Raw genomic sequence first — 22,327 nt, 5'->3', positions numbered from 1 at the left:
TTAATAAGCCTTCAATTGTCTAGGCTGACTTGTCGCCGAGCCCGACGCGGTGAGTTGCGACTCATCTACTGTTTGTTGATCCTAACATCCACCACTGATAGGCGGCGTCGTACTGTCATCGAGAATAACCGCGTCCAAGTCACGCTGGTGTTATATGGCGACCCGGAACCCGTGCCTTCGCCTGGTGCAAAGGTAATCCGCCTAGACTTCGCGCCATGAGTGTTTAGCCCAGAAGCGTCCAATTTGCTCGACCATCGCCTTCGCGAGGTTGATGACCCAGAAGAGGACGGACGCGCCGCAGTTCATCTCTCCGCAGCACGTCTCAAGCTCGGTGCCTGTCATGCCGCAATCGTATCGAAGCCAGGGCTTTGTAACGAGCCCTGCGGAGTCGAACCTCAGCGCCCCGGATCAGCGGCCATTCTGCTTGCCGCATCTCTCGCTCCTTGGTCACCGCCGCCTGTCAATTCCGGTGCAGCCGCCCCAACCGCCCCAGCCAAGGTGGATGTAGAGGGGAGGCCGAGCTCTGACCTGGTATCAACGTACAGGTCGAGCCGAGCTCGAATTTCACCACATTGGTTGTGAAAATGGAGAATGCTACAAGCTGGTAAGCTCGATAACTGGCGGCAGCGGCCCAGGCTCAGCAGGTCATTCGTCGCCCGACGCGGGCGCGGCGTCGTCTGGGCAGGGAGGATCACCATGACCGAGGCGTCGCTCTAAACTTGCAGACCTAATGGCGCGAGCTATGTTAGCGCGCCCCCCTTCGAGGGGTCCTATTGACCTTCATGCTGAGCACCTCTTGCAATCGCCTATCCACGTCCGCCTGCATTCTGGGGCTGGCGGCCGTGGCAACCACTTGCCCGTGCTCGTCGACGCTCACAGTGGCCGCACAGCCGTAACCCCGCAGAAGCTGTTCGATGGCAACGATGCTAATTACTGGCTGAGCTTGCTGCGGGGGTGGCGTCTGCACTTGAATCTGGGGTCCTTCTGACCGAATGTCGCTTACCCTTGGTCCTGCATACCCTTCTATCGGCCCGCTTTTTGTGCGGGTCCTGCCGCTTGTCCTAGTCCTCTCATGGGTGGGTTGGGTCGGCCTTGGGGCTCTATTTTTCGTCGACATGTTCAGTCCCGTTCGCTTTAAACTGCTCTCGAGGTGCGCCGAACGAGGCGGCTTTTGGCCTAACGCCCTAAAACCGCCGCGGTTTCCCCAGCCATGCGGACGGTGAGCATTTCATCCGTCAGCGTCCAGAAGCGGCGGCCACGGGGGATGTCATTGAGCCAGTCACGGTTGAGCTTTCCAGGGTTGGCTGCGATCGCCAGAGCTTCACCCGCCAACGTGAGTTTACGCACAGAAACTAACCCGCTGTGTCGGCGTTAGCGGGCATGCGAGAAGTTTCTGTCATTGCCGTCACAGTCCGGTTGGTCGTGCTGATTGCGGTGTTGCTCTGGCAATTCTTTTATTATCAGGGATCGTATGACACCAAGCCGGAGAACTTTTTGCTTTAGCGGGTAGGGAAGGTGTTCGCGATGAACAGAGAAGAGAAGCTTGAAGTCTTAAAGGAAGCGGTGAAGCTCTCCGATTCAGGCAGGCACAAGGGCTGGAAAAAAATTCAGTCTCAGCTCGTGAAATCTGGACACAAGCGAGCGCCGAAGCTGCTCGACGGAAACAAGATCCGGATGATTTTGGACGCTAGTTGTAAATTGGCTCGGCGCTAGTAAACAGCGCTGCAACCTGCTGGCGCGTCGGACCAGGGGGCCTGAAAGGCCAACGGCAATTCCTCACGACGACTTGCGTAGCTCGCCGGCTGCAGTTTCTGCTGCTCGGGTGAGAGCCGCTAAACTCCGATTGCCGCTTCGGGCACATTGTGCAATGCGAGCCGCAATGTGGCGCCGTGCCCTGTGCTTTTTGCACCCGTCCACTTTGGCGCAGGCACGTTCGAGCGCAATAGCCATGTCGGCAAGAGTTCGGCGGTCGAAGCTTTCTGAAATCAGAACAGGGTCCTCGATGGGACCCATGGATGGCGCGTCTCTCATTATGGAAGCATTACTCCGTCGCAGGCGGGAACCGTGGATTGTTCGATTCGCTTGAAATCTGTGGGTCGCCACGACCATCCCGGGTGACTGCGATCAAAGTGGAAGCAATAGGGATCTTGAACAGCTCTTCGCCGGTCTCGTTGGTGACCGAAATGAAGTTCCCTCCCTGTATCATGTCAGGCTTTTCTGTTCCGACTCGGTGCGCGATGAAACTGCCGTGTTCCCGAGCCTCTTCGTCGTTGAGGCATTCGTGGCCCATAACATCCTGCGCTGGAAGCCGGCCTGCCAAATGGAAGAAGTACCTGGGCAGGGTGCAGCAATCCTATCGCCGGTCCAACGTTCCAAATAAAGAGCCCGCCGGCGAAGGGGCATTCACCGACGAGCTCCAGGAGAATGGACGGTCGGCAAAACCATCCGAAGAGCCAATGCCTTCCAGTTCATTGCGTTGCTAATTAACAAATCACAAGCAGGTGTACTGAGGAATAGCACCGGCCGGCGAATTGAGACACAGGGGGCAGCCGAAGGAAAGCGACGTCTCGGGCCCATCATTTTAATTGGGCCGCCACTTGCTCGGCGTGCTTCTCATGACCTTGAACGGTCTTGAGGGCCACCTCGAGCAGGTCCTTTAGCTCCGCGTTACGAGCCAACGGAATAAGGTCAGTTTCAAGCGCGTCATCGACTATTCTGTGATAGATGATTTCGTTATCGACATAGACTTTGTCGAATTCGGCGCCCTTCAGGTGCGACAGCTCCTTGGTCTTGACGGCAGCGTTTCGCGACATCATGCGGCTCGTATCGTTGTCCTTAGGAGTTACCCTAAGCTTTTTGACGAGTGCAAGTGCCCGCTTGTTCACGCCTACATAATCCCGCACCATTTCTGCGGCGAACTTTTTCACATTTGGATTTTCGGATCGTTCGAGTGCCTGCTTTGCCGCCGTGATATCGAGCTTGCCCGTGGTATAAGCGATATGCGCGATTTCCTCGTGTTCGGAACGATCGAAGCGCAGCTAATTTGTCGCGAACGGCAGAAGGGCTGACCGTGTTCCGAAAGTGAAAGAAAATGACTGCTTGTGAAACTGTGGTCGGGGCGATCGGTAACACCCCGCTTATAAGGCTCAGACAGGCTTCGGAGCTGACGGGTTGCACCATTCTAGGTAAAGCGGAGTTCATGAACCCCGGGCAGTCGGTCAAGGACCGAACGGGCAAATGGATGATTCTCGGTGCGCTTGAGCGGGGGGAGATAGAGCGGGGCGGCCTCGTCGTCGAAAGTACCGGTGGTAATACTGGCATCGGGCTTACGGTCGTGGCTAAGGCCCTCGGCTTACGGACGACGATATAGTTATTCCGGACACTCAAAGTTCAGAAAAGAAGGATCTGCTCAGGCTCTATGGTGCGGATCTGGTCGAAGTTCCCGCCCTTCCTTTTTCTGATCCTGGCAACTACCAGCACGTTGGTCGGCGTCTTGCGGAGCATCTTCGAAAGACCGAACCACACGGCGTGCTTTATTCCGACCAATGGAATAATCCCGACAATGCCAAGGCCCATTTCGAGTCCACAGGCCCCGAGATTTGGAAGCAGACTGAAGGACTGGTGGACGGCTTCGTTTGCTCAATCGGGACCGGTCGGACACTTTCAGGAGTTAGTCGCTATCTAAAGGAGCAGAATAAGCAGATCTTCGTGGCCTGTGCCGATCCTCGCGGAGCGGCGATGTTCGAGCTATTCAGAAACGGCGTCGCCAAGGCGTCCGATGGTGATTCGATAACGGAAGGCATCGGGCTTGGACGGGCTACCCCCTTGGTCGAAACAGCGAAAGTTGATGACGCCTACGTGATTTCGGACGACGAAGCTTTGGCAGTCATCTTCGATTTAATGCAGCACGAAGGCCTCTGCGTTGGCGGCTCTACAGGCATAAACGTGGCAGGTGCGATCCGCCTTGCCAAGCAATTAGGACCCGGCAAAACGATTGTGTCTCTCTTGTGCGACGGGGGAGATCGCTACCAAACAAAGCTGTTCAATCCAGAATTTCTTCTCTCCAAAAATCTTCCATCGCCACCCTGGCTGCAGAACGGCCATGGCACCGCGGCAGTGCTGAGGTGATCGCGCCGATGCCATCTCGCGATGTTGCATTATCGCAGACGGCTCCTTAAACCAGAATGCAGCGCAATGGCGAAAGGCTGGCAGCATGAGCACGGTTGAGAGCGTCTGCGCTGATCTCAAAATAACGATTGCTCAGTGTCACGAGCCCACCGGTCCGTTGCGGAGCAAGGCTGGTCAGACGCTCTGCCGAATTCTCATTGAGCACGGCGAGGAACATTTGATCATCACGCTGCGCACGATCGTAGAGTCATCTGGCAATGATCGCGCGCTGACGGCGGCTGGAATTCAGGGTGTCAGTGATCTTGTTCTGACGCATCCCTCGTGGTCTGACCACGGGCTGGCCTGGATCGTAGCGTTGGACAATATCGATTTGATCGAGTTCGCCAAGATGGCGAAGGCAAACCGCAAAGCGGTCCCGAAGCGGGGAGGCAATGGCGGCAATGCTGTACGAGCGTCTGGCGCCGATCTTTGATCCGCCGCCGAAGAGACGAAAGCACATCAGAACGCGCGACCGACAGTGGAGCGTGAGAAGCGTAGCCTCTGCTGCGAAGTCAAGCAGCTACGCGGGGATCAGCGCCTTTGGCATGGAGCGACAGCATTCAGCGCGGTCGACAAGCATTGCAAGCGCGTTAATCCGACGTGCGCAGGCTAAAGTGACCCGCGCTAAAGCAATTCATAAACCATCGGCGGCGGTGATGTTTGGTTCACCATCGCTGTTAAGGCATCCTGCCAAGTTGCGTGCGAATAATGCGCCATGATCGAAGATCAACCTCGACATGGGTGCGCGTCGGTCAGATCGTCCTGACCATCGGGGATCAGCATGGCAGCGAAGAAATCTCAAAAGAAAATCAGCGGTCGGACAACGACCGCGGCTGCTGCTGCTAATTCGATTTCTGCGACACTGTTCGGCGGCTTGATCAATAAGGGATTCATGGCGATTAGCTCAGGTTCAATCCTGCTTTGCCTCATGGCGGCCAAGCGATTGATGAACCTCGCGGATACTCAGTTCCAGATTTTACCCGATTCCGCGACATCAAGCTTAATGCCTGAGTTTCGTTGCGCTGGTTGTAGAGACCGGTAGCTTCCCGAAACCGGACATTGCCCTTCGTCCGGATCAGCGCTGGCGAGGCCGTCGGGCGACCATATTCCGCCCGGCGGCTTCGTTCTCGTAAAGGAGGGTCCCATTTCTACAACGCTCAATCCGACTCTGATGTCACGTGAGCCCTTCGAAGGCCGCAGCAAGGGGCGCACTACCATCAACCATGAGGCGAAAGTACTCGTTGAGGAGAACACCGGCATTTTCGCGTGCCGCGTCAGCAATGTCACTATCGACGGAGCGTGCATTGAGTTGATCGGGCTGGAGACCGTGCCTCCAGCCTTCGAACTTTCTTTCGATAATTTTCACACAGCACGTCGATGCCGATTGGTTTGGCGGGAGCGAGATCTCGTTGGCGTTGCTTTCGAAAGCTAATGCTTCGTCTTGCAGTTTACGCGCCCGGTCCCTTGCTCTGCGATCCAGTCGTTCTGTCGTAAGATAGGCGGCATCCGCTACGAGGCTAGCCCTCTGTTGAAGGCGGCATACCGTCACACCGCTGAATTGCGCATATGGGAATCGCAGATGACGCAGCATTCGTTATCCTGCGTCCTCGCTCGTCTAGATCTTGGCCGCGATCATTGAGCGCCTCCGTGCTCTTTTGAATGTTGCAGTAGCACATCGCTAAGCTTTCCCAGCTCCGTTCGTTGTCCTTGGCTCACCCAGTGGTGGCGGCAATGGCTAAGATGTGCTCGACCCTGTCCATGTGCGAATAATGACGTCGGCAAAATGGGGCGTCTGTCTGGTAACAGACTCGGACTTTATAGTCTCCTCGGTGAGGCCGACCACCGCGTCCGGCTAGGACCCGAAAATTTCTGCGTAGTGTGCGTTGATGGCCGCGTCACATTCGCATGCAAGCCTTTCGATCCGGGGCCGGTCCAGAATGCGGATGTGGCCACGCGAATAGGAGATCATTTCCAGTTTCTGTAACTCCTGAGCAATGGCATTGACGCCGGAGCGCTGCACTCCGATCATTTGGGCAAGGAACTCCTGAGTCAGAACCAGATCGTCGCCGACCAGGCTTTGCATGCGCAGAAGCCATTTGCAGGCTCGCGCCCGCACGGAATGAGCCGCATTACATGCCGCGGTCTGCTGGACCTGAGCCAGAAAAAACTGTTCGTAACGGACCATCATGTCGCGGAGTTTGGGGTTTTCTTGTGCTGCTTGGCGCAGCCTGTCCGCATCGATAATCGATGCAAAGGCTTCGACTTGCATGACGACAAATTAAGTGAAACCTTATGATCGAGCGCTGGACCGGCCCCAAACTGGCCGTCTTTCCCAATCATTCCCGTCTCGATCGCTCCACCTCCGATCAATTCCACAACGCAAGAGATGATGCCACCGTGGGGAAAGTAAACGCTTTCGATCTCGGAGTTGGCCTCGGCGAGGACATGGCCCACTTTCAGCTGCTCAATCCGCAAGCTGGGTTCGATAGCGGCGAAGGTTTGCTTGTCGAGCTTTGACAGTAAACCATTGTTGAGATGCTCAGTGGCCATGCCCGCACCTTTCTGCTTTTGAGGAAGGCGGGAACGCAGCAGAGCGTTCTCTTCACCGATGGATACCAGGGGCCGGGCGGTGGTGAGAGCCAATGTGTGAGCGGTGCCTATCGTTCCGCGAATTACCGACGGGATGGCCGCGGATTGCACACCCTACGTGAGCGCTCATATTCAATGATCGTTCAATAGGAGTTTGCAGAAGTGGCGATTGGTACAGTGAAGTGGTTCAACGGGCAGAAGGGCTACGGCTTCATTGAGCCTGAGCGGCGGCAAGGATGTCTTCGTCCATATCTCGGCCGTAGAGAAGGCGGGCTTCGGCTCGCTCAACGAAGGCGACAAGGTCAGCTACGAGGTCGTGCAGAACCGCGGCAAGGATAGCGCGGAGAACCTACGGGTCGGTTGATCGTTAGACCAAGTGAGCTGAGCCGGATGTACGCTCGCTCGCGATGTGGACGGCCCGGGCAATGCTTCGGGCCATTTGCTTTTACTGATGCTCGGTCGCATTGGGCCATGGCCATGCGGTGTGAAGCTCCTTGCAGCCGATCCAGAAGAGTTACGCCGCCGCCTACACGGGGCCTTACCAAGCTCAAAGCGCAAAGGTGAACGGAACTTCGTTACCACGGGTTCGTTTACTCGAGGTTTGAGAGGAGTTCATAATGGCTGAGAAATTCGACCCGACACGCCACGACGTGCACGCGGAGGATCCGAAAGAAGCGATCAAGGCCGACAAGGAAATGCACGAGCGGCTTGAGAAAGGGCTTGAGGGCACTTTTCCCGCATCAGATCCGGTCAGCGCAACGCAACCGTGCAAATCGAAGTCCGACATCGGCGCAACGTAATCTCACCTTTGTGCCAAATCGACTGGCGGTGTTTGGGGGCGTCGTCCCAGCATTGCCTCGCAGCAAAATCCGTTGGGTCGCGATGCAGGCCAGACATTCTGTTTAGTCGTGTTTTTGAAGAAGGGCGTAGGGCCCCTATTTCTTAAGGAGCTGGAATTGCCGCGTTACTTCTTCAATGTTTACCACGATACGGCGAAGATCGATCAAGTAGGCGAGGAGTTACCGGACAAACATGCAGCGTGGAAGGAAGCTACGCAGATGGCCGGTCACATCCTGCAAGACATTGATGGCAATTTTAAACCTGGCCAGACTTGGAAATTGGAAGTCACGGACGAGTTTCGTAATCCATTGTATGAATTGCAGGTGCATGCGGAAAAGCGATGAGCCGAGCAACCGGCTCACGCCAGACGGACCGGAAGCGGCAGTTGCATATCGCGGAAGCGGCTCTCATGGCGCTCCACGAACTCCTCCAGGTAAAACGGCACGTCGCGAAGTTGCAGATCGCAGCGCCGGCGGACCTCGTGCGCCACATCGGCCGAGACATCCTCTGACCATTTCTCTGATGTGTTGAATCCAACGACCCGAACCGGGTTTTGATACTGCCCCTCAAGCATGCCCATGATGACCGCTTCCAGATCGGTTCGGTCGGCATCTGTTTGGTGCCAAACGGAGCCAGAGTTGTAGCTATCCAACACAAGATAGATCGTGTGATCGCGATCGTTCGGGACGATCGACGGCGTCTAACCGAGCTTACTCATGTGCGACTCCACGCAACAGAACCGGGACTTAAACACTAAAGGGGCAATTCGTTCCTCAGATAGCAGGGTGGGCTGCTCGCGTCGGCCTCGCAGGAAGTTTGGAACGGCGCCGTGGGGCATGACTTTGACTCCCGCGTATCGCACTAAGGGAGAAAAGCATGAAAAAGGTAATCGTAATGATCGCACTGGCATTCGTGCTGGCCGTTGGCACCGCTCAAGTTTCGTTTGCACAGGCCGGCGGAGGTGGCGGCGGGGCGGGGGGCGCCGGTGGCGGAAGTGCTGGAGCGGGCGGGGCCGGGGGTACCGGTGCTGGCGGTACCGGTGCGGGTGGAAATACTGGCACGGGCAGAGGATCTGGGATGGGCGGCACGACCGGAGGCGCAGGTGTTGGCAGCCTGGGCACGGGTAGCACGACCACTCCGGGCAACCCTACCGACAGCGGACGACTTGGCCAGCCGCTGGGTCAGCCGGGCTTCGGACCTACGACTGGCACGCCGGGTCAGACGGGCACAGGCTCATCTAGCCCTTCCAGCCCGAGGTAACGCGCGCGACGCTCCCGAAATTATCGGGGGCGTTCGCCTGCAAGGGAAGCTGAGAACTTCAAATGGAAAACGGACTGATCGTCGCGAACTGTATCGAAGCCGTACGGCGATTGCTGGTACTTGGCTCGCGATCCGACAAACGAGCGCGCTTTCGTCATTCACCAGCCAAACGCCCCATCTGGCGGACGCTTGTCGCATATCGAACTGGCGGAACTTCCTCCGCTACGCCAAGGGTCCAGAACAGCAGGCATTGCTCCGGTTGATAGGCAAGCTCGTTGACATGCCACCATTTTCGTGACCGTGGGATCGATGGCGCTCCATACGAGTCAGAGATGTTGGCGCAGGCGAAGGAGCGGGGGTGTCAGTTTAAATATTGATCGCGCTTCCACGGCCTAACTGCGAGCCATCCAGCAGTTATTAGGACTACTCCCATCCCTACAACGATCGTCCCGACGAAGCTCGGTGGATTGAGGTCCAGCCCCTCCGGCTGAAGCGCAAAGCCAGTCATGCTCGGACCACTTAGAAAAACTCCTGCATTGATTTCAAAGATCAGCCTGGCAACTATCAGCAAGAACCCTAGGCCCAGCAGCACAGCGCCTATCTCAGATCGCTCTTGGGGAGTAAGCACCTTAGCGCGGACCTTCCCGCAAGCTGAAAGACCATCCTGGGGGGTGACAGGTTCTTCCATACGGTTGATCTCCTGATCTGGGACAAAGGGGAATAACTTGCTAACGGTCGGCGGGCCGTAGTGCACCACGTTCCCGAATGTCGGAGACTTACCCCTCGGCTCAAAGAACGTTCCTTCAGCCGGGTCCGATTAGAAAAATTCTGCTCTCGAAAATCTTGATTGCCGACGCCGTCCTCCTAATTTTTTCGTCGTCCGAAACGAAAGGAGAGAGGAGGACAACATGACCCATCAAGGCCGTGCAATTGACGACAACGTTTACGACCTCAACGCAATCCTTCAGCCCGGGTGGTCTACGACCATCCCCGCGACGTCCTGGCGGACGACGATCTGACGCTAACCGAGAAGAGATCGATCTTGGCGTCTTGGGCCTCCGACGCCGCCGCCGTCACGTCGTGCCCTTCACTCAGGGCAGTCCCAGGCCAGCGCCGACCAGTGTCGATCGACGATATTTTGGAGGTTTTGTCCGAACTCGATAATGGACCGCGCCCACCCGGCGGGAAGCCGGCTCGGTGCCAATCGACATCTCGAGTCTCAGAAGCAGCCTGAGGGAGGACGCCATGATCGGGAGCTTACCAAAGGCCTTCGAACTTCAAGGGCTGCGCCGACTGAAAGAGGCTGTGGCCGGATCGGGGACTAAACAGGGCAAGCCCGGCATGATCTCCACCGAGGACTGGTTGGCTGAATAGGACGATAAGATCGCCGGTATTGAACGAGGTCTGGGGCTTGATTGCCACGCGGGCGCTCTTCGTCCGCGGGGCCTCGCGGCGCGCTCGGGGCAACGCATGCTTGTTTTGCGACAGCGCTGCCCGGCGATAAGATTTTTTGCAACAACCTATGCTGCGCTAAGATGCTTGGGTAATGGAGCGCGAGGCGATCCGGGAATCCAAGCGGGGCCGCGTTTGTCTCGTATGCGGAATGCCCCTTACTATGGAACGCAAAGCGACGGCGCTATACTGCACCACCGCGTGCAAGGTCTTAGCAGCCAACCGCCGCCAGTATGCTGTCAGCGGGCTAACCGAGTTATGGCTGCGCGAAAGTAAAAGACGCTGCCATAGAGCGCAGAGCCTCATAAGGCCTGGTATAGTCTAGGCCGAGCGCAATGCACACGTCGGAATAGGCACTCGATTCTTGGCAAAAGGAGAAGATAACTCGTGGGTCACCACCTTCGCGCCGATAACCTTTGCCTTGGCTATCAACCATGGATCGGCGCCTGAAAGAAATTTGGCTTTGCGGGCTGTTTAAAATCGCCACTGTTTACGAATTCGCAACACCTTAAAGACCGCCTGTGTCGCCGGGTCGTCAACTTTGAGAAACCAAGACTGCGTCCTTCTCCCGTTCGCCCATGTTGCAAGATCGTCTCTCCCGCCCCTCAACTCGTCACAGACGTTTACGATGCTGCCGGCCTTTGCTTTCACCACATGGTCAATCCAATCCCAAAAGCCTGGACAAATATCGAAAGCGTAGTAGTGGTTCTTGGCCTCGATAAAGACGTTGGTATCGAATAAATGTTTCATTTCGCAATCGCTTTTCGGAAATATTTGACGACTGTAGCACGCTGCATATTGAGCAAGATGCCCGCGTCGCGCAGCAACGTTTCGCCGGCCACCGCTCTAGAAACGACAGGTCTAGTGAACCGAGCACCATTGCGTAGTGGCAGTGTATTGTAGAAACTGCCGCCGTCGCTGGTATCGGATCGACTCTCCTCCTCCCAAAGCGCTTTCTCGCGGCCATAGAAGAGGGAATAGTCAGAGTCCGAAATCTTCCCGAGATCGAGAGCCCGGCGAGCGATAACGATACGGCTAACCTTAAAAAATCTGGACAGATATTCGTAATTGTCCGAAGCCGTTCGATTAGCGGCCCACGCAGCATTGAAGGCAGAAGCAGGAACGACAACCTCCGCCGCAATTGGGTTGCATGCGACCTCCGTCGCGCGGCTGATCCCGTAGCCTTTGCGACCTATTGGAAGGTTGGAAATTCCGCTCGAGTCCAGCCAGATGTGGGCTAATTCGTGAGCGAAAGTGAAGATCTGAGCGGCCAAAAAATCTTTTCCGTTGATGAAAATCAGCGGCGCGAAGAGATTCGCGATGGCGAGGCCGCGGAATTGCTTAATACTCAACGGACGATGAGTGTTGCTGCCAACGATCCCGGTACGCATCACCCAATTCCAGCGCCTTCAGCGCGGTCGATCAACAGTCGGAGATATGCGAAATTGGTCAAGCGCCTTCGTGGCCCGCTGCCGCGGCAAATATACCGCAAAAGTTAGGACTCGAACGAATGCGACGTTTTACGCTGCCAGGTTGGCGCCTCAAGACGTAATGCTTGGAACTCAATATCGACGTTTCACGTTGTTTCGCTTTGGGGGAATCAAATGAACGAGACCGCGTCGGACGAGCGAAAGGCACTGTCTGCTCTCGCAGACGGTCTTCGAAAATCCCCAGTTCAAGAAGGTAAGCCGTTTCCTTTAGGGGCGACCTGGGATGGCCTTGGCGTCAATTTTGCGATCTTTTCGGCGAATGCCACAAAGGTCGAACTCTGCCTTTTTGACGACGACGGCCAGACCGAGCTTGAGAGGATCGAACTTCCCGAATATACCGATGAAGTATGGCACGGCTACCTACCAACTGCTCGGCCCGGAACAGTCTATGGATATCGCGTTCACGGCCCATTTGAGCCGTTGGCGGGTCACCGCTTTAATCCCAACAAGCTTTTGCTTGATCCCTATGCCAAGCAGTTGGTCGGCGAACTGCGTTGGGGGCCTGAGCTTTTCGGCTATGAACTCGGCCATCCGGACAAAGACTTATCCTTCGACACCCGTGATAGTGCCAAGCTCATGCAGAAATGCCGGGTCGTGGATCCAGCGTTCACTTGGGGACGGCTGGCAAAACCTGACACTCCCTGGGAGCAGACAGTTATTTATGAAATGCACGTTAAAGGCTTCACCAAGCGCCACCCAATGGTGCCGGAGCAGGATCGTGGCACCTTCCTAGGATTGGCCCATCCAAGGATACCGGAGTATCTACGTTCTATCGGGATTACGGCTGCAGAATTGCTCCCCGTTCACGCCTTCGTGGACGATAGCTATCTCATCGAAAAAGGACTTCGCAATTATTGGGGCTATAATTCGCTAGGCTTTTTTGCCGCCGATCCACGTTATCAGCGCTCCGGCGGAGTCGGTGAATTCAAGGAAATGATCAACCAGTTTCACGCGAGCGGGCTCGAGGTGATCCTGGACGTCGTTTATAATCATACGGCTGAAGGCAACGAGCTGGGCCCAACCCTTTCGTTCAAGGGAATCGACAATGCTAACTACTATCGGCTCATGCCCGATCAGAAGCGCTACTATATCAATGACACAGGGACCGGAAACACAGTCAACCTGTCTCACCAGCGCGTGTTGCAAATGGTCGCCGATTCATTGCGGTACTGGGCCACAGAAATGCGGGTCGATGGCTTCCGATTCGACCTTGCGACGATTCTCGCGCGTGAGCCATATGGCTTCGACGAAGGCGGAGGCTTTCTTGACACCTGCCGCCAGGACCCGGTTCTTTCGAGCGTCAAACTGATAGCCGAACCCTGGGATATCGGACCAGGAGGCTATCAGGTCGGCCAATTCCCGCCTGGCTGGGCAGAATGGAACGATAAGTTTCGCGACACAGTACGCAGCTACTGGAGGGGTGACACAGGAATGGTTCCCGAAATGGCGAAACGCATTTCTGGATCTGGCGATCTGTTCAATAAGCGCGGACGCAAGCCTTGGTCGACGGTCAACTTTGTTACCGCTCACGACGGGTTTAATCTGAATGACCTTGTGTCTTACGATCACAAACACAACGAAGCGAACGGCGAAGACAATCGTGATGGCCACTCCAACAACCATTCCTGGAACCATGGCGCCGAAGGGCCGACTGACGATCAGAACATCGTTCGATTGAGAGAGCGTCAAAAACGCAACCTTCTAGCAACCACGATACTGTCACTTGGCACGCCAATGCTGCTCGCTGGTGATGAGTTTGGCCATACGCAGGGTGGAAACAACAACGCTTACGCCCAGGATAACGAGACGAGTTGGCTCGATTGGACATCACAATCATCCCTGGGGCGTGAGCTCCGTGAGTTTACGCGAAAGCTCATTGCTATCCGGCGCGCTTTTCCAATTCTTCACCGCACGCGTTTCCCCCTCGGAACCTATAATGAAGAACTGGACGTTAAAGACGTTACGTGGCTTTCACCTGATGGTCACGAGATGACAGCGGAGCAATGGCAGGACGGTAATGCTCGATGCTTCGGCATGCTACTTGACGGTCGCGCCCAGCGGACAGGAATCAAACGTCGCGGTTCGGATACAACCATTCTTCTCGCCTATAATTCCTATCATGACGTGGTGAACTTCACCTTGCCAAAAGTGAGTGATGGCCCACGGTGGCTTTGCATTTTCGATACCAACCAACCGGACCAGCAGCCCGCGGCGTACCCAACCGGCCATGTCTTTAATATAACTGCGCGATCATTGGTCGGTTTTGCACTGTCGACGCGGCGTCACTCAGTAGGCCAGTTGCGGCAGATGATGGGATTCGATCCTGACGTGGATACGCCCGATGACGAAAGAAGCTGGCGCGAAGTCGACCTCTCGTAGCAGGAACCCGGCATCAACCTATTGCCAGAAGCAACAAACGTCGAGACTGCTCATCAGCGGAGCTGCCTGTGCCTTGCTATGTCTAAGAAGCGCGGCTTTGACTCAAGCTGCGCGCGCAATGACGTCGCCATACAGCGACTGATATTTTTCGACCGAGTTTAGCCAGCTAAAAGATGTCGCCATCGCTTCAATACGCATGGAATTCAGTCGTTGTCGGCTACCGAATGCACCAAATGCCCGGCATACAGCGCCCAGAAACGACTCATTAGTTGGCGCCTCGAACAGAAAGCCGGTTTTTCCATCCACGATCGTATCAGCTAATCCGCCTGTTTTATAGCCGATCGGTAGCGATCCGAATTTCTGAGCGTACATCTGACTGAGGCCACAGGGCTCAAAGCGAGATGGCATCAGCGTGAAATCGCTGCCGGCAAAGATACGCCGAGCATCCACATCTTTGAAGCGAAGGACAACCGCTACTGATGCTGGTTCACGTTTCTGCAACGCCAGTAAGGCTCTTTCCAGAGCCGGGTCACCTTGACCCATGACGACGATTTGACCACCTGACTCAAGAATTGTCTTCGCTGCGTTCAACACCAAATCCACGCCCTTCTGATGCACGAGACGGGCGATCAATCCGAAAAGCGGGCCACGAGACAGTGCAAGATTGAACTGCTTGCGGATAAATTTAGCATTCTCGCGTTTGGCGTTCCAATCGCCAGCAGCGAACGGGTTTGGCAGATGCGGACAGAACCGCGGATCCCATGTTTCGTCGATCCCGTTCAGTATGCCGGACAACTGGTTTGCCTCGGACTTCTGCCGCAAAATTCCTTCTAGCCCACATCCAAACTCTGGGGTCGTGATTTCGCGAGCGTAGGTTTCGCTCACTGTCGTCAAATGATCCGCATAGACTAGTCCTGCCTTAAGGAACGACACCTTGTTGTAAAATTCGAGCCCTTCAGAATGAAACGAGCTTTCGGGAGCACCGATGTTTCGTAGCACATCTTTCCGGAATAGGCCCTGATAAGCCAGATTATGAATGGTCAAGATCGTCGGTAAGGGGATGCCTTGCCAAGCGAGATAGGCTGGCACCAAACTAGATTGCCAGTCATTCGCATGGACGATGTCAGCGCGCCAGTTTGGATCCGCCCGCCCTGCTGCCAGATCAGCGGCAGCCGACGCGAAGCGTGCAAATCGAACGGCGTTGTCGTACCAGTCCACGCCCGCCTCGTCACCATATGGAGAACCGGGTCTGTCATAGAGTTGCGGACATAAAACAATGTAGACCGGCAAACCATCAGAGGCTTTCGTCAAGCCTATCGAGCAAGCCGGTAACTCGGCCAACTTGCTGCATTCCCCAACGATCTCGACACCGTTCAGCTGGGACAGCACATACCTGTAACCTGGTAACACTAGCCGCACATCAGTTGAATGGCGGAGCGCACGGGGTAGAGCCGCCGACACTGAGGCAAGACCACCGACACGAATTAGGTCCTCAAATTCGGGAGTTACGAACAGCGTTCGGATCATACTGACCTCGATGATACGCTGCATCGCAGCACGCCCCGTTAAATTGCACAGATCAGTCAAATTGCAATGACAAAACGTTTCCTTGGCCGAAATATTTTTGGGCCGAGTGACGCGAAAGCTCGGAGGGCGTCCCACAAATGAATGTTCTGTAAATTTGGAACTCGACGACGTTTTTTGCGGCGTATGACTCGAGCACGAACCGTCAAATTTCCAAGTAAAACCGCTTAGGTTCAGGTTCCTTAGTTACTAATCGTACAGACCCTAGTGCCGATCAACGATACGGTGACCACCGACTCTGTGCGAGGATCACAGATGGCGAAAGGTGCTTTGGCCTTGTTGCTGATCCTCACATCCACGAATGTCTTTGCTTACCGTACGCAAGAATTCTCCGAGTTCGATATGCGACAACAATCCACCCGACGGAGAATTTGGCTGATGGATAATAAAGGCGTCCCCAATTTCGGGCTCCCGACCCAAATACCAGCAATCCCCATTAGGGCTTCGATATAATTAGTGGCGTTCCGACATGACTGCTCTTTCGTAAAGGATTACTACAAACTCGCCTTCGATAAGTCGGTACCCCTGGGTTATAGTTATGGCTGAACGTCCAAATCCTTCAGTGGAAGCTGTCGCCGCGCTCTACGCTGCCGACCAGATCCTGGGGGTTGCGAGAGAGGAGTTGGGTCGGGCTCGTACTGCACTCATCGCCTATGCAGAGGAGAGAACCGAACAATAATTGCCGTTGCCGGTCCTTGTTTCGCTTGACGGTGAACGCTTGCTCGCAAACGGAGCCGCTGGTAGCGAGGTGGATTCCCGTGAGCGTCAGTCCTACGCAGGATGAGCGCCCAACATCACAAATTTATAGAAACGCCGCCTGAAACTTCTGATTTGGGTTGCCTCTGGTTAAGTCCAACGTAAACCTCATTCGCCTCCCGGTATGAGCTGTCAGCGGCCGCGACGATCCGAGCGCCGCGAATACCATCGAATATAAATTGAACAGCTAAAGCAGCCAAAATCACGCCCGCAAGCCGGGCCAGGACATTTGAGCCGGTTGCTTTAAGCAGGCTGTGCAAGACATCCGTGAAGATCATACTGATATAGGTGAGGAGGAGACACAACAACATTGCTCCGAGCACAATCATCGAGCGCAGTGGATCGCCGTGGGCTTGACCCATGAGCAGGACCACCGCCGTCAGGCCGGCCGGTCCCGCGATAACCGGAAACGCCAGTGGAAATATTGCGATGTCGCCCGGACCCAAAGCCTCGCGTCTTTCCGAGGCGGTCAAGGAACTAAGGCCTGCTGGATGAGCAAAGATCATCTGAATGGCTTGCAATAACAACAGAATTCCACCTGCAACTCTAAAGGCATCTAGCGAGACCCGAAGCGCGGCAAGAATTTGATTCCCAAAGAGCGCAAAGCCCAGCAGAACGACCCCCGCGACAAGGACTGCTTGCCAGGCCAATCGAAAGCGTTCTGGCCGGTGGATGCCACCGGTGAGCCCGCCAAAAACGATTGCCGTGTCGATCGGTCCAATAGCCACAAACAGAGTGGCGAAGGCATTTATGGCAAGGTCGGAACTCATGATCGCCGTGCGCTGTTCTGGGTCAAAAGTTGACGAAATCAAAAGCGGGCCTAACCGCATCCCTTAACTTGGTTACAAGGATGCCTTCCGGAAGCCGACGAATAATTCGGGTCGGGCTTTCTTGCTATGACCCTGGCTTCCTCGCTCCGGAGACCTATCGATCATGATCACCCAGCCAAACATCGATCACGACGATAAGCGACATTAAGAGAGAGGCGCCAACTAACAAGAGGATCGTATCCATCTCTTCGCACAGGCATCATGCAGAACTGGCGCGCCTGCACGTGCATCAATGCTGAAGGCGCTCCGAGTTGCTCGTGCAGGCACAAGAAAGGCTCGGCGAGAGCCGAGCCCTTTTCTGTCATCACCAGCCGTACCAATATGGGTAAACGGGCGGATAGGTGCGGACGACGCGATAGGGCGGACCAAAGTAATAAGGAGGCGGGCGATAGACCGGTGCATAGTAGATCGGAGGCCCCGCCGCAGCGGCAAGTGTTCCCGCAACAAGCCCGAGAGCAACTCCCGGGCCTATCCCGGGACCGCCCCAGTAGTGATGACGCCAATGAGCCGATGCCGGCGCAATCGTCCCGATGAGGAGCGTTGCTGCCGCGACGATTCCAAGAGCAAGCTTTCTCATGTCATTTTCCTTTCCTATACTCCGCAAAGGTGGGCGGCTTTGTTCCCTTTCTGAGCTTACGCTTCGCCAAACCGCTGTCCGGCTAGAGGTCAAGCAAGACCGTGAGCGGCCACTTCAAGTCCTTCTTGCGCTTTTGGCGAAGCACGATTCGGGGGCCTTGCCAGCACCGCATGTGAGAGGTCGTCGTTGGTACATTCAAAAGTCCGCGGCCGCGACAATTTACGAATAGCAGACTGTTCTTCAGCTAATCTCCGGACAACGAACTGACGTTCCAAATCTGTGAGATCGGTCTGCAGAATCCGCTTGTTGCGGCGGATACTGTCTCGATGCGCCTTTATCGACGCAGCTCGCAGGTCCGCCTCTCGCCGCAGACGCGCCAGGTGGGTCACCGCCGGAGCGATGGCGGCATGGCTATCGGCCTCTCCATTTCCGGCCGTCATTCGTTTCGCCGCCCCGCCCCGTGGTGGCGGATCGTCATCATCCAGGCCGCGCAGCGCGCTGAGAATTTCGCTCAACCGGAGTGGCGTCGTGTGCCCTGGAATCATTCTCAGCATGGGCGAGGATTCGATTGCATACATATCGGATGCCCAGGCCGATAGAATGGCCCGCTTTTCGTCGGAACAGAGCTTCGGATCTTTGAGAACCGCTGGAACGGAGCGGTGATGCGCATCGGGGCGAAACTGCATCGATGCAACTTGATCATGAAGGACACGCTTCATCTTCCCCTCCTTCTCCTTTCATTGGGGATCGACTGACACATCGGGCCGGGACTGGTGGCCACCCGTGCCCGAATGTACGGTTAAGCGGCGCGCATCTCTTGGATCTGCGGACCAGGAGCAACGCCGATGGGAATGCGCCGAGGTTTCATGGTCTCTGGAATGTCCCTCACAAGCTTGATCTGCAGGAGACCATTCTCGAATGTCGCGCCTTCGACCTTGACGTAGTCGGCGAGATTAAAGGTCCGCGTGAACGGGCGCGCCGAGATCCCCTGGTACAAGTAATCCTTATTGGCCGCTTCCGTCTTGCGTCCTTCAATGGAGAGCACGTTCTGTTCGGCCGTCACCGCAATTTCATCCGGGGAGAAACCGGCCAGCGCCAGTGAGAGCTGGTAGCGGTCTTCAGACTGCCGCTCAATGTCGTATGGTGGATAGTGATCCTCGCCTTTGTTGCGTTGCGCTGCATCAACGAGGTCGAGAAGGTGGTCGTATCCGATAGTGGATCGCCACAGGGGTGCAAAATTATAAGCTCTCATAGCCAAATCCTCCTTGGAGCAAGATGGATACGAGCGGACGTCGGACACCAGCCAGCGCCCGTCTCAAGCCCTCAAGCGTTGTCGCTCGAAGCCGCTTCTTCAGCGGCAAAAATCAAATTAGAAAAACGCCTGCGGATTTCAAGCGCGCCCCGAGAAAATTTTTAGCACCTCATCGCATCCGACTTCCGCGAGGTTGTTCGCGGTATGGCGAGCTTGTCCTCCTCGTGACGGGCCCCGTTGTGAGGCTCCCTCTTTTTCGTGATCTCGCGGGGTGAGACTTCGGCGGTCCGTGCGCTGGGCAGCGGCCCGCCTTTTGTTGACCGCTTCATTCGTCCATGCCCGAGGCCGGGTCAGTTCGGCGGCGGTCGCGGTGGTCACCATGGTCTCAGTCAGCAGTGTGTCGTCGGTTAGACCAAGATGGAAGGCAGATAGTCGCGTGGGAGCGCCATGCTTGTATCTCCTTCACCAACCGCTGATCACGAGATCCCTAACCGTTCCAGGGGAGCGGATGCGGCTCGATTATCGCGAGTTCGTCCTCTTGACGGATGTTGAGCTGCACCCAAATCAAAATCGCCATCTGCTGAAGAAGAGATGGTTTTCCGAAGGGCGTCAGCCCCTTTGGCGCCCGCCCTTATATCCATGTTGCTTCCAAGGAGGATATGGCTATGAGAAACACCTTCGATTTTGCGCCTCTGTTCCGATCGACGATCGGTTTCGATCGTATGATCGACACGCTGGAGTCCGCGAGCCGCGTGACATCGATCGATACGTGGCCACCTTACGACATCGTCAGGAAGAGTGAGGACGACTACCGCATCAGCATGGCGGTGGCCGGCTTGACCGAGGATGATCTGACGATCACGCAGGAGCAGAACATGCTGCTGGTCGCGGGCCAAAAGTCGGACCAGGATGAAGCGAGCGGGCAGTATCTGCATCGCGGTATTGCCGCACGGGCCTTCCGGCGCCGCTTTGAACTTGCCGACCACGTGAAGGTCGTGAGCGCGAACCTCGAGAACGGTTTGCTGACTATCGACCTGAAGCGCGAGCTTCCGGAAGAGATGAAGCCGCGCCGCATCACCATCGCCGGGAGCGAGGGGCTGGCAGGGGCCGGTAAGCAGATCGAGGCCGAGAAGCAGGCCGCCTAAGGCTTTCGTCAGCGGAACTCCAAAAGGCGTCGGACCGTGTGCCCGACGCCAATGGGAGAGCTTTGCAACTGACAGCTACAGAAAGGAGATAATCATGAGTGTACGTGACCTGATTCCGTGGGGCCGCTCCAACAATCAGGTTCCTACGGTGTTTCACGACGACGATCGCAATCCGTTCCTCTCGCTGCATCGGGAGATGAACCGGCTGTTTGATGATGTCTTCCGCGGGTTTGATAGTCGCGTGCCGGCGTTCGGCTCGCTATCGTCATTCAGCGCGGCTTGGCCGAACGTCGAGATCTCCAACAGTGACAAGGAGATCAAGTTAACGGCCGAGATCCCCGGTCTCGAAGAAAAGGATCTTGAGGTGCTGCTCGAGGACGGCGTACTGACGCTGAAGGGCGAAAAGCGTTCTGAGGTCCAGGACAAGGACAAGCAATTCTCCGAGCGCTTCTATGGCCACTTCGAGCGGCGCATCCCCCTCGGGGTCGAGATTGAGGAAGACAAGATCGAGGCGCACTTCAAGAACGGTGTGCTGAACGTCGTGCTTCCCAAGAGCTCGAAGGCTCAGTCACAGGTGAAGCGCATTGCGATCAAGGGCTGAGGATCGGCCGAACCGGCGGCTTAAGCGCCGCCGGTACTCGCCTGATACAAACGGCCAGCAGCGAAACCAACGAGGGCGCTCGACGCAGATTCAATGCAGCCACCTTTCATCATCTGCTCCTCTGCAGCGAGAGCAGACTTGCGAGCTTTATCGATAGGGGTAAATTCGAGACAACATTCGCCATTAAAAGCGGATCCTCCAGTCCGACCGCGCGGATCGGGGGCGTCGGTCATTGTCCGGCGATTGGCTGACTTCTTAGCGCACAAACCTTTGGTAGGTGCAGATGCTGACTTCTGATTTGTGGCTAGCTATTAAAACAAGCCGCCTGCGGCGCTTAAAGCAGGCTGAGGTTGAACTTCATCCTGAGCAGTCTCTTACAGCCTTCACCTCCCTGCTTAACCGCTTCTTGCGTTCGCGAACTGCAATGATCTTTGAGGCGGGCAGATGCTTGCAGCCCCTTGGAACGGCAGATGGCTTGTTGAAGATTGGAAAGGGTGGATAATGTCGAAGAAGGTTATACCCGAACAAGAGATTGCGCTTTACGACGCGATCGGCCGCGCTATCGCGAATTTACACGCGGCGCTCGCTAAAGTTGACGCCGCCTGGGTAATAGTTACTGCTGAACGTCCAAGCCCTTCGGTGGGAGCTTTCGCCGCTCTCGATGCTGCTGAGCAGATCCTCGCGGTCGCGCGAGAGGACTTGGCTCGAGCCCGTACCGCGCTAGCCGCCTACACGGAGGAGAGGACAGAACAGTGATAACCTCGACTTGATTATGTCGCGGCAAAAACAAGAGGAATCGAAAAACTTGGCGCGCTAAAAACTAGATTGGGACATCTACCGGCCTTCGCGAGATGTAGGAAGAGCGATCCGTATAAGCCCCTTTAACTGGGGACCGATGCACGGATGATCCGCGGTGCGGATGCTGTACCTGCGCTGGACCGTGCGGGGCCGCGGATTCTACGGGCAGCCCGATGATTAAATTCGAGCGCAGCAGCCGCGTTCCTATTTCTAAGCCCAGCAAAGTGGCCGACACCCCGACCTCTGCGGCATCCCTAATGAACTTCTCTAATGCTTTATTCATTGCGAATAGCCTGCACGGCCCCGCAGGAAGGAGAAACAGCAGGGCCGTGCTGGAAGGCCGCGTGCAAAGGGCGCAGCCGTCAAACAATCAAAGCCCGACGGCCTCGTTCCTAGTTTTCATGGGCTTCGGTTATCCCCGCGCCTGGGTTGCGATTTCCTGGGACGCTATGATGGAATGACCTAGCGGGGGCTGGGTACAAAGAAAGTTCTCTTGCCCCCGCAGGAGAGCTTTCTTTGTTGACGCTGGGTGTCCGGGATCAGCGCCTATGGCACAGAATTGATGGTGTGATCTAAGGAGTGTTCGGTTCTCGTCGCAGACGAAGGA

At 56.0% G+C, this 22,327-nt stretch carries 27 protein-coding genes and 4 pseudogenes; 17 read left to right on the top strand and 14 right to left on the bottom strand.

The genetic code is table 11. From position 1 onward, the window contains the following. Positions 1-201: 201 nt before the first annotated feature. Positions 202-342, bottom strand: a complete 141-nt coding sequence (locus tag AC1RT6_RS20920; protein ID WP_472791702.1) for a hypothetical protein — start codon at positions 340-342, stop codon at positions 202-204. An 834-nt stretch (positions 343-1,176) separates the two neighbouring features. After that, complete coding sequence (locus AC1RT6_RS20915) at positions 1,177-1,347, bottom strand: hypothetical protein (RefSeq protein ID WP_472791701.1); 171 nt, start codon at positions 1,345-1,347, stop codon at positions 1,177-1,179. Between the two features lie 33 nt (positions 1,348-1,380). On the opposite strand from AC1RT6_RS20915, the gene AC1RT6_RS20910 reads away from it, so the two are divergent. Beyond that, the gene (locus AC1RT6_RS20910; protein WP_472791700.1) at positions 1,381-1,503 is read left to right on the top strand and encodes a hypothetical protein; all 123 of its coding nucleotides are present in this window, start codon (positions 1,381-1,383) and stop codon (positions 1,501-1,503) included. Between the two features lie 21 nt (positions 1,504-1,524). Continuing rightward, positions 1,525-1,713 (top strand): hypothetical protein, encoded by a 189-nt coding sequence (locus AC1RT6_RS20905; protein WP_472791699.1) that lies wholly within the window; start codon positions 1,525-1,527, stop codon positions 1,711-1,713. Positions 1,714-2,041: 328 nt separating this feature from the next. On the opposite strand, the gene AC1RT6_RS20900 is transcribed toward AC1RT6_RS20905, so the two are convergent. Together AC1RT6_RS20900 and AC1RT6_RS20895 are read right to left on the bottom strand one after the other, a co-directional pair. Further along, complete coding sequence (locus AC1RT6_RS20900) at positions 2,042-2,341, bottom strand: DUF6894 family protein (RefSeq protein WP_472791805.1); 300 nt, start codon at positions 2,339-2,341, stop codon at positions 2,042-2,044. A 235-nt stretch (positions 2,342-2,576) separates the two neighbouring features. Continuing rightward, the gene (locus tag AC1RT6_RS20895) at positions 2,577-3,008 is read right to left on the bottom strand and encodes a DUF4142 domain-containing protein (RefSeq protein WP_472791804.1); all 432 of its coding nucleotides are present in this window, start codon (positions 3,006-3,008) and stop codon (positions 2,577-2,579) included. Between the two features lie 83 nt (positions 3,009-3,091). Here AC1RT6_RS20895 and AC1RT6_RS20890 point away from each other — a divergent pair. From AC1RT6_RS20890 to AC1RT6_RS20880, 3 genes and pseudogenes are all read left to right on the top strand, one after another. After that, a pseudogene (locus AC1RT6_RS20890) lies at positions 3,092-4,128 on the top strand (cysteine synthase A). 85 nt (positions 4,129-4,213) lie between these two features. After that, a complete protein-coding gene (locus AC1RT6_RS20885) occupies positions 4,214-4,600 on the top strand; it encodes a hypothetical protein (protein WP_493029648.1) in 387 nt (128 codons plus the stop codon). Positions 4,601-4,948: 348 nt separating this feature from the next. Beyond that, positions 4,949-5,209 (top strand): hypothetical protein, encoded by a 261-nt coding sequence (locus tag AC1RT6_RS20880; protein ID WP_472791697.1) that lies wholly within the window; start codon positions 4,949-4,951, stop codon positions 5,207-5,209. A gap of 810 nt (positions 5,210-6,019) precedes the next feature. Here AC1RT6_RS20880 and AC1RT6_RS20875 read toward each other — a convergent pair. Continuing rightward, entirely contained in the window at positions 6,020-6,436 is a 417-nt protein-coding gene (locus AC1RT6_RS20875) for a Crp/Fnr family transcriptional regulator (protein ID WP_472791696.1), read from the bottom strand. 23 nt (positions 6,437-6,459) lie between these two features. Between AC1RT6_RS20875 and AC1RT6_RS20870 the strand changes: the two genes are divergently transcribed. The 4 genes and pseudogenes from AC1RT6_RS20870 to AC1RT6_RS20855 all read left to right on the top strand — a co-directional run bounded on the left by AC1RT6_RS20870 (position 6,460) and on the right by AC1RT6_RS20855 (position 7,940). Then, entirely contained in the window at positions 6,460-6,684 is a 225-nt protein-coding gene (locus AC1RT6_RS20870; protein WP_472791695.1) for a hypothetical protein, read from the top strand. Between the two features lie 234 nt (positions 6,685-6,918). Beyond that, positions 6,919-7,051 (top strand): annotated as a pseudogene (locus tag AC1RT6_RS20865) (cold-shock protein); the annotation flags it as partial. 322 nt (positions 7,052-7,373) lie between these two features. Beyond that, complete coding sequence (locus AC1RT6_RS20860; protein WP_472791694.1) at positions 7,374-7,556, top strand: hypothetical protein; 183 nt, start codon at positions 7,374-7,376, stop codon at positions 7,554-7,556. Positions 7,557-7,712: 156 nt separating this feature from the next. Then, positions 7,713-7,940: a DUF6894 family protein gene (locus AC1RT6_RS20855; RefSeq protein WP_472791693.1), complete on the top strand. Its 228-nt coding sequence runs from the start codon at positions 7,713-7,715 to the stop codon at positions 7,938-7,940. Between the two features lie 14 nt (positions 7,941-7,954). On the opposite strand, the gene AC1RT6_RS20850 is transcribed toward AC1RT6_RS20855, so the two are convergent. Next, the gene (locus AC1RT6_RS20850; RefSeq protein ID WP_472791692.1) at positions 7,955-8,176 is read right to left on the bottom strand and encodes a hypothetical protein; all 222 of its coding nucleotides are present in this window, start codon (positions 8,174-8,176) and stop codon (positions 7,955-7,957) included. Positions 8,177-8,472: 296 nt separating this feature from the next. On the opposite strand from AC1RT6_RS20850, the gene AC1RT6_RS20845 reads away from it, so the two are divergent. Continuing rightward, positions 8,473-8,856, top strand: coding sequence for a hypothetical protein (locus AC1RT6_RS20845; protein ID WP_472791691.1), 384 nt, complete (start codon positions 8,473-8,475; stop codon positions 8,854-8,856). A 361-nt stretch (positions 8,857-9,217) separates the two neighbouring features. Here AC1RT6_RS20845 and AC1RT6_RS20840 read toward each other — a convergent pair whose 3' ends face one another. Further along, on the bottom strand, positions 9,218-9,544 hold the full coding sequence (locus tag AC1RT6_RS20840; RefSeq protein WP_472791690.1) for a hypothetical protein: 327 nt from the start codon (positions 9,542-9,544) through the stop codon (positions 9,218-9,220). Positions 9,545-9,764: 220 nt separating this feature from the next. On the opposite strand from AC1RT6_RS20840, the pseudogene AC1RT6_RS20835 reads away from it, so the two are divergent. Then, positions 9,765-10,090: pseudogene (locus tag AC1RT6_RS20835) on the top strand (hypothetical protein). 11 nt (positions 10,091-10,101) lie between these two features. Next, a complete protein-coding gene (locus AC1RT6_RS20830; protein ID WP_472791689.1) occupies positions 10,102-10,230 on the top strand; it encodes a hypothetical protein in 129 nt (42 codons plus the stop codon). 399 nt (positions 10,231-10,629) lie between these two features. Here AC1RT6_RS20830 and AC1RT6_RS20825 read toward each other — a convergent pair. Continuing rightward, positions 10,630-11,058, bottom strand: a pseudogene (locus AC1RT6_RS20825) (DUF4411 family protein). After that, positions 11,055-11,699: an ImmA/IrrE family metallo-endopeptidase gene (locus AC1RT6_RS20820; RefSeq protein WP_472791688.1), complete on the bottom strand. Its 645-nt coding sequence runs from the start codon at positions 11,697-11,699 to the stop codon at positions 11,055-11,057. The pseudogene AC1RT6_RS20825 and the gene AC1RT6_RS20820 overlap by 4 nt, the downstream one beginning before the upstream one ends. A 213-nt stretch (positions 11,700-11,912) precedes the next feature. Here AC1RT6_RS20820 and glgX point away from each other — a divergent pair, with 213 nt between their 5' ends. Then, a complete protein-coding gene (glgX, locus tag AC1RT6_RS20815) occupies positions 11,913-14,177 on the top strand; it encodes a glycogen debranching protein GlgX (protein ID WP_472791687.1) in 2,265 nt (754 codons plus the stop codon). 102 nt (positions 14,178-14,279) lie between these two features. Here the strand turns inward: glgX and glgA are convergent, their stop codons facing one another. The 5 genes from glgA to AC1RT6_RS20790 form a co-directional block, all read right to left on the bottom strand. Next, positions 14,280-15,704 (bottom strand): glycogen synthase GlgA, encoded by a 1,425-nt coding sequence (glgA, locus tag AC1RT6_RS20810; protein ID WP_472791803.1) that lies wholly within the window; start codon positions 15,702-15,704, stop codon positions 14,280-14,282. An 851-nt stretch (positions 15,705-16,555) separates the two neighbouring features. Further along, complete coding sequence (locus AC1RT6_RS20805; protein ID WP_472791686.1) at positions 16,556-17,287, bottom strand: MarC family protein; 732 nt, start codon at positions 17,285-17,287, stop codon at positions 16,556-16,558. A gap of 364 nt (positions 17,288-17,651) precedes the next feature. Continuing rightward, positions 17,652-17,924, bottom strand: a complete 273-nt coding sequence (locus AC1RT6_RS20800) for a hypothetical protein (RefSeq protein WP_472791685.1) — start codon at positions 17,922-17,924, stop codon at positions 17,652-17,654. A gap of 89 nt (positions 17,925-18,013) precedes the next feature. Then, positions 18,014-18,643 carry a hypothetical protein gene (locus AC1RT6_RS20795; protein WP_472791684.1) on the bottom strand — a complete coding sequence of 210 codons (630 nt, stop codon included), beginning with the start codon at positions 18,641-18,643 and terminating at the stop codon, positions 18,014-18,016. 80 nt (positions 18,644-18,723) lie between these two features. After that, on the bottom strand, positions 18,724-19,176 hold the full coding sequence (locus AC1RT6_RS20790; RefSeq protein ID WP_472791683.1) for an Hsp20 family protein: 453 nt from the start codon (positions 19,174-19,176) through the stop codon (positions 18,724-18,726). A 665-nt stretch (positions 19,177-19,841) separates the two neighbouring features. Between AC1RT6_RS20790 and AC1RT6_RS20785 the strand changes: the two genes are divergently transcribed. From AC1RT6_RS20785 to AC1RT6_RS20770, 4 genes are all read left to right on the top strand, one after another. Then, positions 19,842-20,321, top strand: coding sequence for an Hsp20 family protein (locus tag AC1RT6_RS20785; RefSeq protein ID WP_472791682.1), 480 nt, complete (start codon positions 19,842-19,844; stop codon positions 20,319-20,321). Positions 20,322-20,415: 94 nt separating this feature from the next. After that, entirely contained in the window at positions 20,416-20,922 is a 507-nt protein-coding gene (locus tag AC1RT6_RS20780; protein WP_472791681.1) for an Hsp20/alpha crystallin family protein, read from the top strand. 501 nt (positions 20,923-21,423) lie between these two features. Further along, on the top strand, positions 21,424-21,678 hold the full coding sequence (locus AC1RT6_RS20775; protein ID WP_472791680.1) for a hypothetical protein: 255 nt from the start codon (positions 21,424-21,426) through the stop codon (positions 21,676-21,678). A gap of 215 nt (positions 21,679-21,893) precedes the next feature. After that, positions 21,894-22,181, top strand: coding sequence for a hypothetical protein (locus tag AC1RT6_RS20770; RefSeq protein WP_472791679.1), 288 nt, complete (start codon positions 21,894-21,896; stop codon positions 22,179-22,181). Positions 22,182-22,327 lie beyond the last annotated feature (146 nt).

This window comes from Nitrobacter sp. MLSD-S21 (assembly GCF_058809865.1).
This window is presented reverse-complemented; position numbering and strand designations above follow the sequence as displayed.

Bases quoted from the DNA above. Each gene is read 5' to 3' on its own strand.
- AC1RT6_RS20805 (WP_472791686.1), bottom strand. From the start codon at position 17,287: ATGAGTTCCGACCTTGCCATAAATGCCTTCGCCACTCTGTTTGTGGCT.
- AC1RT6_RS20860 (WP_472791694.1), top strand. From the start codon at position 7,374: ATGGCTGAGAAATTCGACCCGACACGCCACGACGTGCACGCGGAGGAT.
- AC1RT6_RS20910 (WP_472791700.1), top strand. From the start codon at position 1,381: ATGCGAGAAGTTTCTGTCATTGCCGTCACAGTCCGGTTGGTCGTGCTG.
- AC1RT6_RS20880 (WP_472791697.1), top strand. From the start codon at position 4,949: ATGGCAGCGAAGAAATCTCAAAAGAAAATCAGCGGTCGGACAACGACC.
- AC1RT6_RS20920 (WP_472791702.1), bottom strand. From the start codon at position 342: ATGACAGGCACCGAGCTTGAGACGTGCTGCGGAGAGATGAACTGCGGC.
- AC1RT6_RS20795 (WP_472791684.1), bottom strand. From the start codon at position 18,643: ATGAAGCGTGTCCTTCATGATCAAGTTGCATCGATGCAGTTTCGCCCC.
- AC1RT6_RS20820 (WP_472791688.1), bottom strand. From the start codon at position 11,699: ATGCGTACCGGGATCGTTGGCAGCAACACTCATCGTCCGTTGAGTATT.
- AC1RT6_RS20790 (WP_472791683.1), bottom strand. From the start codon at position 19,176: ATGAGAGCTTATAATTTTGCACCCCTGTGGCGATCCACTATCGGATAC.
- AC1RT6_RS20780 (WP_472791681.1), top strand. From the start codon at position 20,416: ATGAGTGTACGTGACCTGATTCCGTGGGGCCGCTCCAACAATCAGGTT.
- AC1RT6_RS20785 (WP_472791682.1), top strand. From the start codon at position 19,842: ATGAGAAACACCTTCGATTTTGCGCCTCTGTTCCGATCGACGATCGGT.
- AC1RT6_RS20850 (WP_472791692.1), bottom strand. From the start codon at position 8,176: ATGGGCATGCTTGAGGGGCAGTATCAAAACCCGGTTCGGGTCGTTGGA.
- AC1RT6_RS20845 (WP_472791691.1), top strand. From the start codon at position 8,473: ATGAAAAAGGTAATCGTAATGATCGCACTGGCATTCGTGCTGGCCGTT.
- AC1RT6_RS20800 (WP_472791685.1), bottom strand. From the start codon at position 17,924: ATGAGAAAGCTTGCTCTTGGAATCGTCGCGGCAGCAACGCTCCTCATC.
- AC1RT6_RS20840 (WP_472791690.1), bottom strand. From the start codon at position 9,544: ATGGAAGAACCTGTCACCCCCCAGGATGGTCTTTCAGCTTGCGGGAAG.
- glgX (WP_472791687.1), top strand. From the start codon at position 11,913: ATGAACGAGACCGCGTCGGACGAGCGAAAGGCACTGTCTGCTCTCGCA.
- AC1RT6_RS20830 (WP_472791689.1), top strand. From the start codon at position 10,102: ATGATCGGGAGCTTACCAAAGGCCTTCGAACTTCAAGGGCTGCGCCGA.
- AC1RT6_RS20885 (WP_493029648.1), top strand. From the start codon at position 4,214: ATGAGCACGGTTGAGAGCGTCTGCGCTGATCTCAAAATAACGATTGCT.
- glgA (WP_472791803.1), bottom strand. From the start codon at position 15,704: ATGATCCGAACGCTGTTCGTAACTCCCGAATTTGAGGACCTAATTCGT.
- AC1RT6_RS20905 (WP_472791699.1), top strand. From the start codon at position 1,525: ATGAACAGAGAAGAGAAGCTTGAAGTCTTAAAGGAAGCGGTGAAGCTC.
- AC1RT6_RS20875 (WP_472791696.1), bottom strand. From the start codon at position 6,436: ATGCAAGTCGAAGCCTTTGCATCGATTATCGATGCGGACAGGCTGCGC.
- AC1RT6_RS20870 (WP_472791695.1), top strand. From the start codon at position 6,460: ATGATCGAGCGCTGGACCGGCCCCAAACTGGCCGTCTTTCCCAATCAT.
- AC1RT6_RS20770 (WP_472791679.1), top strand. From the start codon at position 21,894: ATGATTAAATTCGAGCGCAGCAGCCGCGTTCCTATTTCTAAGCCCAGC.
- AC1RT6_RS20775 (WP_472791680.1), top strand. From the start codon at position 21,424: ATGTCGAAGAAGGTTATACCCGAACAAGAGATTGCGCTTTACGACGCG.